General features: G+C 66.9%; 17 protein-coding genes. 12 read left to right on the top strand and 5 right to left on the bottom strand.

Going from position 1 to position 14311, the window contains the following annotated elements; genetic code table 11:
* Positions 1-588: electron transfer flavoprotein subunit alpha/FixB family protein (locus ACFR9U_RS04825; protein ID WP_379813880.1), on the top strand; the 588-nt coding region annotated here is incomplete at its 5' end.
* Positions 589-1020: 432 nt separating this feature from the next.
* Positions 1021-1863 carry a polyprenyl synthetase family protein gene (locus ACFR9U_RS04820; RefSeq protein ID WP_247376169.1) on the top strand — a complete coding sequence of 281 codons (843 nt, stop codon included), beginning with the start codon at positions 1021-1023 and terminating at the stop codon, positions 1861-1863.
* A 35-nt stretch (positions 1864-1898) separates the two neighbouring features.
* Here ACFR9U_RS04820 and ACFR9U_RS04815 read toward each other — a convergent pair whose 3' ends face one another.
* Both ACFR9U_RS04815 and ACFR9U_RS04810 read right to left on the bottom strand, forming a co-directional pair.
* Positions 1899-2978: a DUF373 family protein gene (locus ACFR9U_RS04815; RefSeq protein WP_247376172.1), complete on the bottom strand. Its 1080-nt coding sequence runs from the start codon at positions 2976-2978 to the stop codon at positions 1899-1901.
* A gap of 101 nt (positions 2979-3079) precedes the next feature.
* Entirely contained in the window at positions 3080-3628 is a 549-nt protein-coding gene (locus tag ACFR9U_RS04810; protein ID WP_247376174.1) for a DUF1684 domain-containing protein, read from the bottom strand.
* 363 nt (positions 3629-3991) lie between these two features.
* Here ACFR9U_RS04810 and ACFR9U_RS04805 point away from each other — a divergent pair, with 363 nt between their 5' ends.
* From ACFR9U_RS04805 to ACFR9U_RS04790, 4 genes are all read left to right on the top strand, one after another.
* Positions 3992-5389: an FAD-dependent oxidoreductase gene (locus tag ACFR9U_RS04805; RefSeq protein ID WP_379813878.1), complete on the top strand. Its 1398-nt coding sequence runs from the start codon at positions 3992-3994 to the stop codon at positions 5387-5389.
* Between the two features lie 45 nt (positions 5390-5434).
* The gene (locus ACFR9U_RS04800; RefSeq protein WP_247376178.1) at positions 5435-6073 is read left to right on the top strand and encodes a class I SAM-dependent methyltransferase; all 639 of its coding nucleotides are present in this window, start codon (positions 5435-5437) and stop codon (positions 6071-6073) included.
* Between the two features lie 195 nt (positions 6074-6268).
* Positions 6269-6673, top strand: coding sequence for a thioredoxin (trxA, locus tag ACFR9U_RS04795; RefSeq protein ID WP_247376181.1), 405 nt, complete (start codon positions 6269-6271; stop codon positions 6671-6673).
* Positions 6674-6819: 146 nt separating this feature from the next.
* Entirely contained in the window at positions 6820-7815 is a 996-nt protein-coding gene (locus tag ACFR9U_RS04790) for a radical SAM protein (protein WP_247376184.1), read from the top strand.
* Between the two features lie 290 nt (positions 7816-8105).
* Here the strand turns inward: ACFR9U_RS04790 and ACFR9U_RS04785 are convergent, their stop codons facing one another.
* Positions 8106-8288 carry a DUF5786 family protein gene (locus ACFR9U_RS04785; protein ID WP_247376186.1) on the bottom strand — a complete coding sequence of 61 codons (183 nt, stop codon included), beginning with the start codon at positions 8286-8288 and terminating at the stop codon, positions 8106-8108.
* Between the two features lie 121 nt (positions 8289-8409).
* Here ACFR9U_RS04785 and ACFR9U_RS04780 point away from each other — a divergent pair, with 121 nt between their 5' ends.
* The 5 genes from ACFR9U_RS04780 (at position 8410) to ACFR9U_RS04760 (ending at position 11445) form a co-directional block, all read left to right on the top strand.
* A complete protein-coding gene (locus ACFR9U_RS04780) occupies positions 8410-9258 on the top strand; it encodes an alpha/beta fold hydrolase (RefSeq protein WP_247376187.1) in 849 nt (282 codons plus the stop codon).
* Positions 9259-9480: 222 nt separating this feature from the next.
* On the top strand, positions 9481-9954 hold the full coding sequence (locus tag ACFR9U_RS04775; RefSeq protein WP_247376190.1) for a TRAM domain-containing protein: 474 nt from the start codon (positions 9481-9483) through the stop codon (positions 9952-9954).
* Between the two features lie 5 nt (positions 9955-9959).
* A complete protein-coding gene (locus ACFR9U_RS04770) occupies positions 9960-10127 on the top strand; it encodes a hypothetical protein (RefSeq protein ID WP_379813874.1) in 168 nt (55 codons plus the stop codon).
* A complete protein-coding gene (locus ACFR9U_RS04765; protein ID WP_247376193.1) occupies positions 10120-10593 on the top strand; it encodes a Tfx family DNA-binding protein in 474 nt (157 codons plus the stop codon). The genes ACFR9U_RS04770 and ACFR9U_RS04765 overlap by 8 nt, the downstream gene beginning before the upstream one ends.
* Positions 10594-10659: 66 nt before the next feature.
* The gene (locus tag ACFR9U_RS04760) at positions 10660-11445 is read left to right on the top strand and encodes an SDR family oxidoreductase (protein WP_247376195.1); all 786 of its coding nucleotides are present in this window, start codon (positions 10660-10662) and stop codon (positions 11443-11445) included.
* Here the strand turns inward: ACFR9U_RS04760 and ACFR9U_RS04755 are convergent.
* Positions 11442-12440 carry a mannose-1-phosphate guanylyltransferase gene (locus ACFR9U_RS04755; RefSeq protein ID WP_247376198.1) on the bottom strand — a complete coding sequence of 333 codons (999 nt, stop codon included), beginning with the start codon at positions 12438-12440 and terminating at the stop codon, positions 11442-11444. The two genes, ACFR9U_RS04760 and ACFR9U_RS04755, sit on opposite strands and share 4 nt — an antisense overlap.
* Before the next feature lie 30 nt (positions 12441-12470).
* A complete protein-coding gene (locus tag ACFR9U_RS04750) occupies positions 12471-12752 on the bottom strand; it encodes a DUF7091 family protein (protein ID WP_247376199.1) in 282 nt (93 codons plus the stop codon).
* Positions 12753-12860: 108 nt separating this feature from the next.
* On the opposite strand from ACFR9U_RS04750, the gene ACFR9U_RS04745 reads away from it, so the two are divergent.
* Positions 12861-14282 carry a hypothetical protein gene (locus ACFR9U_RS04745; RefSeq protein WP_247376202.1) on the top strand — a complete coding sequence of 474 codons (1422 nt, stop codon included), beginning with the start codon at positions 12861-12863 and terminating at the stop codon, positions 14280-14282.
* Positions 14283-14311 lie beyond the last annotated feature (29 nt).

Raw genomic sequence — 14311 nt, 5'->3', positions numbered from 1 at the left:
GTCACGCGCGAACAGTACGGTGGGAAGGTCGAGACCACCATCGAAGTCGAAGAGGACCGCGCAGCCGTCACCGTCCGCCCAGCCGAGTGGCCCCAGGCCGAAGGCACGGGCGACGCCGACGTCTCCGCGTTCGACGCCGACATCGACGAGAGCGCGATCCAGTCCACCGTCACCGGCTTCGAAGAGGTCGCCGGCGGCGACGTCGACATCGCCGAAGCAGAGTTCCTGATCTCCATCGGTCGCGGGATCGAAGAAGAGGAGAACCTGCCGCTGATCGAGGCGCTCGTCGAGGCGACCGACGCGACGCTCTCCTCGTCGCGGCCGATCGTGGACAACGGCTGGCTGCCGGCGAACCGCCAGGTCGGTCAGTCCGGGAAGGTCGTCACCCCTGACGTCTACATCGCGATCGGGATCTCCGGCGCCGTCCAGCACGTCGCTGGCATGAAGGGCGCTGACACGATCGTCGCGATCAACACGGACCCGAACGCGCCGATCTACGACCTCGCCGACTACGGCATCGAAGACGACCTCTTCGAGGTTGTGCCCGCGCTCATCGAGGAGTTCGGCGGCGACGTGCCGGACGTATAGGTTTCGCCGCGAACGAAGTGAGCGGCGTTTTTTGGTCCAGATTTTTGCGCGAGTGGTGTGCAGAGCACACCCGAGCGGAAAAAGGTGGCATCCGAGGAGTTCGGCGGCGAGGTCCCCGACGTCTAAACTCGGCTCGTCTTCTTTCGTTTTTCGCGGGTCGGTGAGTCACTTCTCTCTAATCCTGAACTGGTAGTGTCCCTCGCAACTGCGGTAGAGTAGCGGTACCGGGGACAAAGACGGACTTGTTGTCGAGCATCCGCGGCGCATCGCGCCGCGGTTCACCGGCCGCGAGTGCAACGAGCGTCCGGCTTTTTTGGTCCAGATTTTTGCGACGAGGGTGCCCACAGCGAGCCGCAGGCTCGCGAGGACACCCGAGGAGTAAAAAGGTGGGTTCCGTGGGGTTGAAGCCTCCCCACTCCTGAGGGTCGGGTAATGGAGTATCTTGAGAGCCGACGGGCGCGCGTCGAGGATCGTCTGGAGGAGGTTCTCGACGGCGTCGAACCGTCGGAGTTGGCCGACGAGGTGCGTCACGTCACGCTCTCGGGCGGGAAGCGCGTACGGCCGACAGTGACAGTGCTCGTCTGCGAGGCGCTCGGGGGCGAGCCCGCCGACGCGGTGGACTACGCCGTCGGGATCGAACTCGTCCACAACGCCTCGCTGGTCATCGACGACATCATCGACGACTCGGACGTCCGCCGCGGCGTCCCGAGCGCGTGGGCGGAGTTCGGCTTCGGGCCCGCGATCATCGCTTCGGACGGACTGCTCGGGGAGGCGTTCGCCCTCTTTTCCTCGGACGAGCGGGCGATGCAGGCGGTGTCGGAGGCGATGGTCGAACTCGGCGAGGGCGAAGCGACGGAACTGGTCGCCCAGCCCGAAACCGAAGACGAGTACATGGAACTGGCGCGGCGCAAGACCGGCGCGCTGTTCCGGGCGGCGGCCGAACTTGGTGCGATCGCGGCGGACGCCGACGCCTACACCGTCGAGGCGTTCGGGCAGTACGCAGAGCGCGTCGGGATCGCGTTCCAGATGCGCGACGACGTGCTCGACGCGACGGCCGACGAGGACGACCTGGGAAAGCCGACCGGGCACGACGAGACGATGGACCGTCCCTCGCTCGTGCAGGTGACCGACATCACGCCGGCGGAGGCCAACCAGCGAGCGCGGGACCTCTCCGACGACGCGCTGGCGTCCATCTCGGCGGTCGACGCGCCCGACTCGCAGGCGCTGGCGTACCTCCAGGATCTAGCTGAGTTCGTTGTCGTGCGCGAACGATGACCTCCTGACTGCAGTTCGCGGGCGGTAACCGTTGGTTAGGCCGAGGCTTTGTTGGGGAAGCGGGACTCGGCGACTGCGAAGGCGAGCGTGCTGAACAGGCCGAGGATGGTCCCGCCAGTGAGGGCTGCGGCCAGGTACGACAGCGAGCCGTAGCCGAGGAAGTAGAAGCTCACGCCGTGGAGGACGGCGGCGATGGCGAGCACGTAGAACGGCGCGTTCAGGTAGCGCCACTCGAACGCCTCGTCTAAGTACTCGTCGGTGACGCGGCCGAGGCTGGACGTGATCCCCGCGGCGGCGAACCAGCGGATGGCACCGTAGAGGAGCGCAGCGAGCACTTCCAGGGCAGTGAGCGAGCCGCGACTGGCCTGGAGCTGATCGAGCGTCTGGACGCCCTCGACGCCGCCGATGACCAGCAGGGCGGCCGCGACCACGTACGTGATGAGCGTCACTCGGCCGGCGTAGAGGATCGACCGTGCGTGATCGACGGCCGCGTCGAGCAGGCGCTCGACGCCGAGGCCGCGGCCGAGGACGTACAGTCCCAGTAAACCGGACGTAAACCCGAAGACGGCGCCGGGCAAACCCAGCTGATCGGCGATGATCGCCAGCGGGTAGATCAACAGGAGAATCCCGAGGGGGACGAGGATGGTGCCCCGCGTTTCGGGGTCGTCGAGCACCTGCTTGATGGTGTAGTACATCGATTCCAAGTCCTGGGCCTGTCGGACGACGACGCGGCGGACGCTGTCGATGGTGACGCGCGAGCGGATGACGGGGAGGACGGACTCGTCCTGTGCGCCGTCGGTGACGACGATGGCGCGGACGTCCTTGCTGGCGGAGATCCTGGCCAGCACGGTGTCGACCTCCTCGCCGACCTTCCGATTGGCGGCGACGTCGCTTCCGTCCAGGCCGGTCACGGCCGCGACCTCGATCTCTTCGTCCGGGAGGTCGTCGTGGAGGTGGATTCCCTCGAACAGGACGTTGACGTCGCTGTCCTCGGGATCGGCGGTCGCGAGCGCGACGGCGGCGTCCTCGACGGCGTCCCTGCCGATGACCGGCGTCTCCAGCCCGGTTTTCCGGCCGAGGTCGTCGTCCAGGTCCACACACAGGACCAGCAGCATTACCGAATGGTTCACCGCTGTGGCTTATCTGCTTTTGGGGAGGTGGCGTCAGTCCCGGGTGGCAGACCGGCCGGACGACCGCGCTGGCCGCCGCGGCGACGTCAGTGGTGTTTCTCGTAGTCTTTCTCGCCGGCTTCGATGGGGACCGTGAGCCAGTTCTCGGTCGGCGGGAGCGGACACTCGTACTGGTCTGCGTACGCGCACGTTGGATTGTACGCCTGATTGAAATCCAGAATCCACGTCCCGTCGTCGGTCCGGTGTTCGTCGACCTCCAGATCGATGTACCGACCTGCTCCGTAGGTCTCTTCGCCGCTGGTCGCGTCACGGAACGGGACCCAGAGCCGGTCGTCGTCGGGGTCGGCCTTGTAGGCGACCAGCGTCACCTGCTCGCCGTTCACCTCGAACGTGAACTCGCCCCACGCGAGGTACTCCCGTTCGCCTTCGGTACTCGTCCCGACGGTGACGACCGCCTTGTCGTCGTACTCGTCGAGGGAAAGTTCGTACCGGTAGGCGGGATCGACGGGATAGTAGTTCAGCCCCTCGAAGGCCTCCTGTTCGGCCGGCGGGAGCGGCGAACGGTGCGCGTCCGCGAAGAACTCGTCTTTTCGGCGACGCTGTGCCTCGACTGCGTCCTGATAGTTGGATGCCATGGTGTTCGTGGTTTCCGCGGTGGGTAGCCGTCGATGCCACAGTGGCGGTCGGCGACGCCGTCGTGTCGCACACGGCGCGTGACCGATCGGCCGCCGAGATCGTCCGTTCGGAGTCAGGGGTGCGAACGACTCGCTTCCACAGTTGTAGTATTGCATCGCATACACAAAAGCATTTCTGGGGATGTCGAGTTCCCGACTCGATTCTCCTTCGATGGACCGTTCTGAGCGCGATTTGATCGCGGTGTTTGTTCGGTCAGTGTGCGGTCTTGGGTCGCTGTGCGCTGCTGTGGGATCGCACGTGCCCTTGGTAGAATTGTTTCCTGCGGGCAATACTTTATTAGGGTTCCGGCCGAACGAGCGGATATGAGCGAACCGGTAGTAGTCGTCGGTGGCGACGCAGCGGGGATGAGTGCCGCGAGCAAGTTCAAGCGGGACGCGCCGGACCGTGAGGTCGTCGTCTTCGAGAAAGGTGACTGGGTCTCGTACGGCGCCTGTGGCCTGCCGTACTACGTCAAAGGCGAGGTCGAGACGCTGGCGGACCTGGTGTCGGTGACGCCCGAGTCGTTCATCGAGGAGCGGGGGATCGACCTCCGGACCAACCACGAAGTGACGGCGATCGACCGGGACGCCATGACGATCACGGTCGAGGGCCCGGACGGGGAGTTCGAGCAGGCCTACAGCGACCTGCTCGTCGCGACCGGTGCACGCGCGGTCGAACCGCCCCTGGACGGGATGGACCTCGAGGGCGTGTTCACCCTCCACAATATGGGGGAAGCAGCTGACGTCCGCCAGTACCTCGGCCTGGAGACGCCCACGGTGGACTACGGGGAGGCCGCCAGCGAGTACGCCGAAGCCGAGGACCCCGACGCCGTCGGGATCATCGGCGGGGGCTACGTCGGCGTCGAGATGGCCGAGGCGTTCGCGCATCACGGCCTGGACGTCCACATGTTCGAGATGCTGCCTCACACCCTCCAGCCGTTCGGCGCCGAGGCCGCGGCGACCGTCGAAGACCACCTCCGCGACCAGGGCGTCACCCTGCACCTCGACACCTCAGTCGACGGGATGCACGGGGACGACCGCGTCGAGCGCATCGCGGCCGGCGACGAGGACGTGCCGGTCGACCTGGCGCTGGTCGGCGTCGGCGTCGCGACCTACGCCGAACTCGCTGCGGATGCGGGCATCGAACTCGGTCCCACGGGCGCCATCGCGACCGACGAGTACGGGCGGACGAACGACGAGCACGTCTACGCGGCCGGCGACAACGCGGAAGCAACGCACGTCGTCACGGGCGAACCGGACCACGTGCCGCTCGCGCTGACGGCCAACCGCGCCGGCCGCGCCATCGGGATGACGCTCGCGGGCGACCCGACGCCGGTCGGCGAGATCGCCGGGACGGCCGCGGTGAAGGCGTTCGACCTCGAAGTCGCCCGCACGGGCGTCATCGACGAGGACCAGGCGGAGGAAGCCGGGTTCGACCCCGTCTCGGTGACGATCACGGCCCAGTCGCGGGCCCACTACTACCCGGGCGGCGAGGAGGTCCAGATCACACTGGTCGCCGACCGCGAGAGCGAGCGCGTTCTCGGGGCGAGCATGGTCGGCCGCGAGGGCGTCGCCAAACGTATCGACACCGTCGCGACCGCGCTCCACGCCGAGATGACCGTCGAGCAGCTCTCGTATCTCGACCTGGCGTACGCGCCGCCCTTCAGCCCCGTCTGGGACCCGGTCCTCACCGCCGCGAAAGTCCTCGACGGCAAGCTCTAACATCATCGCACGCGCGCGACGTTGACCGAAGCGACTCTCTGACCCATGCCCACGATCGATCCCTTCGAGCGCCACACTGACCGCTACGACCGCTGGTTCGAATCCCATCGGGCGGCCTTCGAGTCGGAACTGGCCGCCGTCCGGTCGCTGCTGCCGGGAGACGAGTCTGTCAGCGCCGTCGAAATCGGGGTCGGGAGCGGGCAGTTCGCCGCACCGCTCGACGTCGACCTCGGTGTCGATCCCTCGCCAGCGATGCTCGCACGGGCGCGCGACCGCGGCATCGTCCCGGTGCGCGGGGTCGCGGAGGCGCTGCCGCTCCGAGCCGACAGCGTGGCGGTCGCGCTCTTGGTGACGACGGTCTGCTTCGTCGACGATCTCGACGCTGCGCTCGCGGAGGCCCGGCGCGTCCTTCGACCGGACGGCCGGCTCGTCATCGGCTTCGTCGACCGCGACAGCCGGCTCGGCGAACAGTACCAGGAAAAACAGTCGTCGAACCCCTTCTACCGGGACGCGACGTTCCTCGGCGTCGGGGAACTCCGCGACGCGCTCCTTGCTGCCGGGTTCGGTGACCTCACGTTCGCCCAGACGCTGTTTACAGACCCGACTGAACTGGACGGCACCGACCGCGTCGAATCCGGCTGGGGGAACGGCTCGTTCGTCGTCGTCGCTGCGACGCCGTCCTGACTGCGCTCCCCACCATCGAATCTATATTGCCACTCTCGGGCAATACCGGGGGCAAACACACGTCCGTCGGCAATATTGTTGGGGAGATTCGGCCGACTTGACTCGACTCGCTGATCCCTCGCGTCTACGGAATGGTGCGGTATTGTGGAGGTAACGAAAAACTACTTAACGCTCCGGCCCATAGGTGGGAATGAGATGTCAGAAGCCGACGATCTGGACGAGATCCGCGAGCAAAAGGCAGAGGAACTGCGCGAACAGGCAGACGGCGGCAGTGGGGCTGCGCCCGACGAGCCGATTCACGTCGACGGTGCGGACCACTTCGAGGAACTCCTCTCGGACTACGATCAGGTCTTCGTAGACTTCTACGCCGACTGGTGTGGTCCCTGCAAGATGCTCGAACCGACCGTCGAGGCGCTCGCCGCCGAGACCGACGCGGCGATCGCGAAGGTCGACGTCGACCAGAACCAGATGCTGGCGAGCCAGTTCCAGGTCCAGGGCGTGCCGACCATGATCCTGTTCGCCGACGGCGAGGCCGTCGAGCAGGTCGTCGGCGTCCGGGACAAGGAGTCGCTGGCCCAGCTCATCGCCCAGCACAAGTAGGCGAGACCACGCGCTCCCGTTCCCTCCCGCCGTTTCACCATCCTTCATCCCCTTTCCGTTTCAGACGCCCGAACCCGACAGCGACGGCGACGACTGCGTCCCAAGTCGCACGCTTTTTGCCGCTCGACCGGAAAAGAGAGGTACTGATGCACTCGAAGGGCTGCGAACAGTGTGCCAAGGGGGGCAAGATGGTTCTCTTTGTCTACGGCTACTGTGACCAGCGCGACTGTTTCTACTGTCCGCTCGGCGAGAACCGCAAGAACGTCACGGACGTGTACGCAAACGAACGACTCGTCGAGGACGACCAGGACGTCATCGAGGAAGCAAAGCGCATGGACGCACTCGGGGCCTCCGTCACCGGCGGCGAACCCCAGGAGGCGATGGCTCGCACCACGCGCTATCTCTCCTTGCTCAAAGAGGAGTTCGGCGAGGACTTCCACACGCACCTCTACACCGGGATCACCGGCGGCCGGGAGAACATGCGCCGTCTCTCCGAAGCCGGCCTGGACGAGATCCGCTTCCACCCGCCGTTCGAGCAGTGGGGCGACCTCCACGGCACCGAGTGGGAAGACATCCTCTACGTCGCGCGCGAGGAGGGGCTGACCCCGGCGTTCGAGATTCCGGGAATCCGACCCGAAGAGGAGTTCCTGGACTTTCTGGACGAGGGGGCGGCGGAGTTCTGTAACGTCAACGAGTTCGAGATGAGCCAGGGGAACTACCGCCGGATGCAGGAGGAAGGCTTCGAGCTCAAGGAGGGCCACATGAGCGCCGTCGAGGGGACCCGCGAGGAGATTCTGGACGTGATGGGCGACCACGAGCGGGTGTACTTCTGTACGTCCGTGTTCAAAGACGCCGCCCAGCACCGCCGGCGCCTCAAGCGGATGGCCCGCACGATTCGCCGGCCGTTCGACGAGGTGACCGACGACGGGACGCTCGTCTACGGGAAGACGTGGGTCGACGCCGGGACCTTCGAGGACCTGGGCGTGCCCGAGGAGTTCTACACGGTCAAATCCGACCACGTCGAGGTCGCGTGGTGGCTCTTAGAGGAGATGATCGACGAAGGTGACCTCGACGAGGGCGAGATCGTCGAGCAGTATCCGACGTATGACGGGCAGGTCGTCGAGCGAACGCCGGTTGCGTGACGCGAGCGACCGGTACGAGACACGACTGAAAGGAGTGTCTCGGAAAGACGAGCGGGCGAAGCCCGGAGGAAAGGAGAGCGATTTTTGGTGCAGATTTTTCGACGAGCGGTGGCCGAGCGGAGCGAGGCGACCCGAGGAAGAAAAAGGTGCTCGCGGCAGTATCCGACGTACGACGGGTAGGTCGTTGAGCGAACGCCGGTCGCCTGCAGTGACGAGGGTTCGCGTGCTCCCTGCAACAGGCGTTGCTGCTGAGAATCAGGCGTCGAGAAAAAGCGCGCTGAAAGAGGGACTTAGTCGTCGTCGTCCTGGCTTTTCATGTGCTGGAGCTGGTCGACCAGCTCGTCGGTGGACTTCTCGGTCTCGAAGGTGACCTCGCCGTCGTTGTCGTTCTGGTGGACGTTGACTGCGTCCTCGTCGTCGGTCTCGACGTTCTGGTCCTTCTGCTCGGACTCGTCGTAGCTGCCAAATCCCATGGTGTCGAATACAGGCGACTACCCGTACTAAACGGTCGTGGTCTGCCGGCGCTGTGATGATGATTCTCTCACGGGCGACTGCGCACCGAGACTTTTGGGGGTGCCCGGTGAACCGACGGCCATGCCGCGGAGCGACCAGTTTACCACCGTCGACGACTTCGAACTTCACTACTCGGCCTGGGGCGACCCAGCGAACCCGCCCGTCCTCTGCGTCCACGGACTCTCCCGCGTGGGCCGGGACTTCGACCCGCTGGCGGCAGCCCTCGAAGACGAGTATCACGTCATCTGTCCCGATATGCCCGGCCGGGGACTGAGTCAGTGGGCCGCCGACCCGGCCGAGCGCTACGCTGACGCGGCGATGGTCGACGCGCTCGTTGGGCTGTGCGATCGGCTCGAACTCGATTCGCTCCGATACGTCGGCACGTCGATGGGGGCCGGACTCGGGATGGCGGTCGCCGCCGGGCCGCTGTCCGACCGCATCAGTCACCTCGTCGTCAACGACATGCCGCCGAATCCCGAGACCGACGCCGCGCCCGAAGCCCTCGGCCGCATCATGGAGTACGTCCCGGACCCGCCGACGTTCGAGCGCATCACGGAACTGGAGGCGTACTACAAGGACCTCTACCAGGGCCGCTTCAGTCCGATGAGCGACGAAGAGTGGCGACGGTTCACCGTCACCTCGGCGCGACGCACGGGCAACGGCGGGATCGCCCCGGCGTACGACCCGGCGATTCTCGTCGAGAGCGAATCCGACGACGACGCTCCGGCCCCGTGGGACGTCTGGGAGAGCCTCGATCAGCACCTCTGTATCCTTCGAGGGAAAGAGTCCGAGATCCTCCCGCAGGACCCGTTCGAGCGGATGCAGGAAACGCAACCCGACGCCCAGACCGTCGAAGTCGACTGCGGACACGCACCGTCGCTGAACACCGACGCGCAGATCGAGCCGATTCGGGAGTTCCTGGCGGAATAAGTTGCTGTACGGTGCAGCCGTAGAGCGACAGCGGGAACAAGCGAGCATCCGCCGAGCGCTGTGCGCGAGGCGGTTCCCCGGACGCGAACGAAGTGAGCGTCCGACGTTTTTCGCCCACGTTTTTGTCGCGGGGGTGCCCGCAGCGCCGGTGGCGCGAGGACACCCCCGACGAGAAAAAGGTGGTTCGTAAGCGTTTACTTCGCGCTCTGAGTACCACGGTGCATGCCGGACTGTCCACTCGCGGACGAGTGCCCCAGTTTCTCCGAGCGGATCCAGGGCATGGGCTGTCAGCACTACGGCGACCGCGGCGGGGCCGAGTGGTGTCAGCACTACAACCAGCCGATCCGCGATCTCAAAGAACAGCCTGTCCAGCAGGGGCAGGAAGTCGTCGTCACTGTCGAAGACATCCACGAGAGCGGTGCCGGCGTCGGTCGCACCGAGGACGGCTTCATCGTGATGGTCGACGGTGTGCTGCCCGAGGCGCGGTCGCGTGTGAAGATCACGCGCGTCCACTCGAACCACGCGAAGGCCGAGGAGGTCGAACGGCTGCCGATGGACGAGGACGAAGCCGAAGACGCCGAGGACGACGAGGGCGACGCTGCGGAGGCGGACGCCGAATCCGACGACGAGGACGAGGGGCCGACCAAGAAAGAGGACCCGCGGCTCGGAAGTCGAGACAACTTCTGGGGCGGCTGAGGGTCGTGACGGCCCGAGACGGGCCGACGTACCGGCAGGACTGGCGAGCGGACGACCGGGGTGGACAGTTTCCGTTTCGCGGCTCACAGGTGACAGACGGTGGCTTTTTCGCACGGGCGGTCGAACTCGACGACGAGCGGGCGCGACACGCGTCCACTGACACGAATGACTGAGGACATCGACGTCGAGGACATTCTCGACCGGGCGGGATTCGACGAGGAGACGAACGTCCTGACCAGGCGACAGGCGGAGGTGCTGGCGCTCCGCGAGCGCGGGATGGCGCAGGCCGACATCGCCGACCGACTGGGAACGTCACGGGCGAACGTCTCCAGCGTCGAGGCGAGCGCGCGTCAGAACGTCGAGAAGGCGCGCGAGACGGTCGCGTTCTCCGAAGCGCTGCACGCGCCGGTTCGGATCGTCGTCGAACCGGGGACGGACCTGTACGACGTGCCGGCGATGGTGTTCGACCGGTGCGACGAGGCGGGCGTGAAGGTGAGTTACACGGCGCCCGACCTGATGAAACTCGTGAGCGACGCGGCCGGCAACGCGATCACCGGCCGCAACGTCGAACAGGAGCTGTTCCTCGGGGTCACGAGCGACGGCGAGGTCCGGGTGCGGCGCCAGACGCGACCCGAGTGAACTCGCGCTCGTCTCGTCCGCCGTGAACGCGCAGAGATTTAGGGGACGGCAGCCGTCGGCTCGCGCATGGACCTGGGACTCGACGGGAACGCAGTACTGTGTACGGCAGCGAGCAGCGGCCTCGGCTTCGCGAGCGCCGAGGCGTTCGCCCGCGACGGGGCCGACGTGGCGATCTGCGGGCGCGACGAGGAGCGTCTCGCGGATGCGCGCGAACAGTTACAGGACGCCGGGGACGGCGCCGTGCTCGCGGTGCAGGCCGACATCACCGACAAGGCCGACCTGGAGGGGTTCGTCGACGAGACCGTCGCCGAGTTCGGCGGGCTGGACCACCTCGTGACGAGCGCCGGTGGGCCGCCGAGCGGCCCGTTCCTGGACATGGACGACGAGGACTGGCAGGACGCCTACGACCTGCTGGTGATGAGCGTGGTCCGCGCGACGCGGGCGGCGTATCCCCACCTCGAAGCGGGCGACGGTGGCACGATCGTCAACATCACCTCGCGCTCGGTGCAGGAGGTCATCGACGGCCTGGTGCTGTCGAACTCCGTCCGGCGGGCGGTCATCGGGCTGATGAAGACCCAGGCGCGGGAGTTCGCGCCGGACGTGCGCGTCAACGCGGTCCTGCCGGGGGCACACGAGACGAGTCGCATCGAGGAACTCATCGAGCAGTCCGTCGAACGCGGCGAGTTCGACAGCTACGACGAGGGACGCGACGACTGGTCCGAGGGCGTGCCGCTGGAGCGCGTGGGCGATCCGCAGGAACTCGGCGAGGCGGTCGCGTGGCTCTCCAGCGACGCGGCGAGTTACGTCAACGGCGCGGCGCTCCCGGTCGACGGCGGGAGCCTGCGGAGCTAGAAGCGGTCGTCGTCTCGTAAGCGGGCGACGACGTCGCGGACGCGCTGGGCGTCGGCTTTCGGCACGACGAGCGTGCGATCGCCGTAGCTGGCGATCACGAGGTCCGAGACGCCGACGGCGCTCACGTGGCCGTCGGTGGCGACGACGCAGTCCTCGCTGTCCGCGAGCAGGCCGTCGCCGACGACGACGTTGCCCTCCGGGTCGGCGTCGAGGACGCGCTCGAACGCGTCCCACGAGCCGAGATCGTCCCACTCGAACTGGGCAGGGACGAGATACGCGCGACCGGTCCGTTCGAGAACGGCGTAGTCGATGCTGACGGGGTCGACGGCGTCGAAGCCCTGTTCGGGGCGGCCGGCGTCGAGGGCGTCGACGAGCGGTTCGAGCGGGGTCTGCCGGGCGGCCGACAGCAACGCGTTGGGCGTCCAGGCGAAGATGCCGGCGTTCCAGTAGAACCCCTCCTCGACGTAGTTCTCGGCAGTCGCTGAATCGGGCTTCTCGACGAACTGGTCGACCGTGAAGTAGCCGTTGCGACGCTCACCGGGGTTCACGTAGCCGTAGCCCGTCGCAGCTCGGGTCGGCTCCACGCCCACGGTGACGAGCCCCCCCGTTTCCACTGCGGCGGCCGCCGCCGTCTCCATCGTCGTCGCGAACGCGCCGCTGACGTGGTGGTCGCTCGGGAGACAACAGAGAACGCAGTCGCCGACCTGCTCGCGGATGCGGTGGGCCGCGTAGACCAGCGCCGGCCCGGTGTCTTTGGGTTCTGGCTCGGTGAGGACGCCGGCGCTGGGCGCGTGCTCGCGGACGTCGTCGGCGAAGGCCGGCCTGGTGAGGACGTACACCTCGTCGGCGAACGCGGCGCGGGCGACGGTGTCGGCGAGCAGCGACTGGTCGCCGCCGAAATCGAGGAACTGCTTCGGCCTGTCGCTGCGGCTGGCGGGATAGAGCCGGGTCCCCGTCCCGCCAGCGAGCACGACCGCGACGAGCGGGCGGTCCATACCGATCAGTCGACCGCCGGCAGGAAAAGCCTACCAGGTTTCGACGACGCCCTCGCGGACGTCCTCGACGCAGCCCCGACAGTCCTGGTGGTCGGGATCGAAACACGCGGGCCGGGCCTGTTCGTCGAGCGAGACGGCCCGGCGCTCGGCGTGCCGTCGGCAGACGATCTTCGCGCGCCCCGCCTCGTCCTGGGGGAGGTCGGCGAGCGCGCTCCGTTTGGCGTCGCTGTAGGCCCGCCTGGCGTCGTCGATCTGCTGGCTGGCGGACCGGAACGTGGTCTCCAGGAAGCGACGGATGCGCCCCTCGTCCATGTGGTCCTGGTGGCACTACCCCCACAAAGGTCCGTCGCCGACGGGATCGACGGTCGTCTCGGTCGAACGATATGAAAAACTAAGAATCTGTACCACAGTCAACAGCACATGGCTTCTGAGAAGCCCTCCAGACGTGACGTCTTGCGGACCGGTATCGCCCTGTCGGGTCTCGCGACGCTCGGCAGTCTCGCGGGCTGTACGGGACTGCACGACGCCGAGAACGATCAGATCGACACGCCCGTTCCCACCGAGTCGGACGAGAGCGACGACTTCGACACGGCCCTTCGGCGCGTCCCGAACCGGGCCGACGCCGCCGTTCACGCCGACGCCGAGACGGTGCTCGACGACCGCGGGACCGAACGGGTCGTCGACGCGATGCTCGAGACGCAGGCGAAAAACAGCTGGTACACTGGCCCCGAAGACTACGCGGAACTGCTGACGCGGTTCGAGACGGACACTGGCCTCGACCCCGACGGCGTCCGGTCGGTCACGCCGTTCTGGGCGTGGAGTTCGGGCGCCAGCTACGAGACGATCGACCCGGCGTTCAACGGGTGGCTGTTCAGGGCCGACTGGACCGCGGACGCCCTCGTCGCGTCGATCGAGCAGTCGAACACCGGGTACGACCGAGACGAGTACGCGGGGCAGCCGCTCTACGAACCGGAGTACGAACGCTCTTACTGGGTCGGCGTCGTCGGTGACGGCGAGTTCGTGATGGGCTCGGAAGACGCCGTCAAAGCCGGGATCGACGTCCAGCACGGGGACGAAGACCCGATGGACGAGGGCCTCAGAGCGGCCTACGAGACCGCGCGGACGGGACCAGTCAGGTTCGTCGGGACGGTCCCGACCGACCACCTGCCCAACACCGTCGGGCCGGACGAGCAGCACGACCTGACCATCCTGGACGAGATCGACGTGGTCGTCGGCGCAGTGTACCGGAACGGCGACAACCGCGGCATCGAGACGACGTTGGTCGCCGACGACGCGGCGGCAGCCGACGACGTGGCGGCGATGCTCGACGGCCTGTTCACGCTCGCGAGAAATACGGAAACGAACGATGCGATCGGCGACGCGCTGGCTGCCGCCGAGGTGACACAGGACGGAACGACCGTCCGCGTCTCCTACGGGGCGTCGATCGCGGACCTGGTCGATCTGGTCGAGGAAGCGATGGGGTCGACCGGGCACGATGACGGGATCGCGTCGGTCCCCCAGGCGTCTTTCACCTTCGAGTACGAGGAGACCAAAGGGGACCGCGGCACGCTGAGTATCGTGCACGAGGGCGGCGACATCATCACACAGTCGGAACTGTTCGTCCGTGGCGAGGGCTTCGCGGCAGTCCCGTCGGTGGACATGACTGACAGCGGACGGTGGGCCGGGTCGACGAGCAGTACGCAGGACGGTCAGCCGGCAGTCGCTCCGGGGGACGCGGTGACGGTCGGTATCAAGGCGGCCGGTGAGATACGAGTCATCTACCGGTCGACCGACGGTGAGACGGCCGCGACGCTCGCAGCCTGGGAAGGCCCCGACGCCTGAGCCGGACGAGGATATATCGACACAATAAC

It is taken from the genome of Halorientalis brevis, assembly GCF_042678165.1.
Lineage (GTDB): Archaea > Halobacteriota > Halobacteria > Halobacteriales > Haloarculaceae > Halorientalis > Halorientalis brevis.
The sequence above is the reverse complement of the archived record's forward strand: the minus strand, read 5'-3'. Positions and strand labels throughout refer to the sequence as shown.